This window comes from Corynebacterium sp. HMSC062A03, from assembly GCF_001811145.1.
GTDB lineage: Bacteria > Actinomycetota > Actinomycetes > Mycobacteriales > Mycobacteriaceae > Corynebacterium > Corynebacterium aurimucosum.
Genome location: NZ_KV803690.1, coordinates 117,154 through 117,754 on the forward strand (window position 1 = coordinate 117,154; position 601 = coordinate 117,754).

At 57.2% G+C, this 601-nt stretch carries 1 pseudogene; it reads right to left on the reverse strand.

The window, feature by feature from the left end:
* Positions 1–230: 230 nt before the first annotated feature.
* A pseudogene (locus HMPREF2781_RS12650) lies at positions 231–601 on the reverse strand (hypothetical protein); the annotation flags it as partial.

Below are 601 nucleotides of genomic sequence, written 5' to 3' on the forward strand. Positions count from 1 at the left end.
GTGAAGCCGGACTTGGGGTCGCCGGATTGCCCGTTAGTCTGGCTTTGGATGATGGGTGGCGCTGGCATAAGGCTCGCAGGTTTTCCTGCGTGCCTTGTTGTGGTTTGTGGGTGGTGTTGTCTGAAGGATCGCCGATGTGCCCGCTAACCTTCACTCGGTTGGCGGGTAGCGGTGTTGGTGCAGGTGGTAAGCCGTTTCCTTTCAGTTGTTGCTGTGTGTGGTGGCTGGGGTTAGCTGCTGTCGGGTGGTTCCTTTGGTGGCTGTTCTGGTGTTTGTGTTCCGGGAGGTTGTGTCGGTGCCTGCCGGTGTGGCGCTGGGTGGCTCTGTCTTCCAGTTTGCTCCGGTAATCCTTGGGTTGGTGCTGTGGTCTGTGTCTTTGCGGCTGCTTTTTCGGTGTTGAGTCTGGCTAGTGCTTCTTGGTATTCCGGCATTGCGGTTATCGGGGCACCCCAGGGTGGGATGAAGCTAACTCCGGTGTTAAGTCGGTACATGTAGCCGCGGCCGGTAGGCCTTGAAGGGTCATCGTCGTTAATACCGTTGTGGTAGGCGCACAGGAAGGTGAGGTTTTTGATGTTGGTAAAGCCACCTGCTTGCCAGGGGA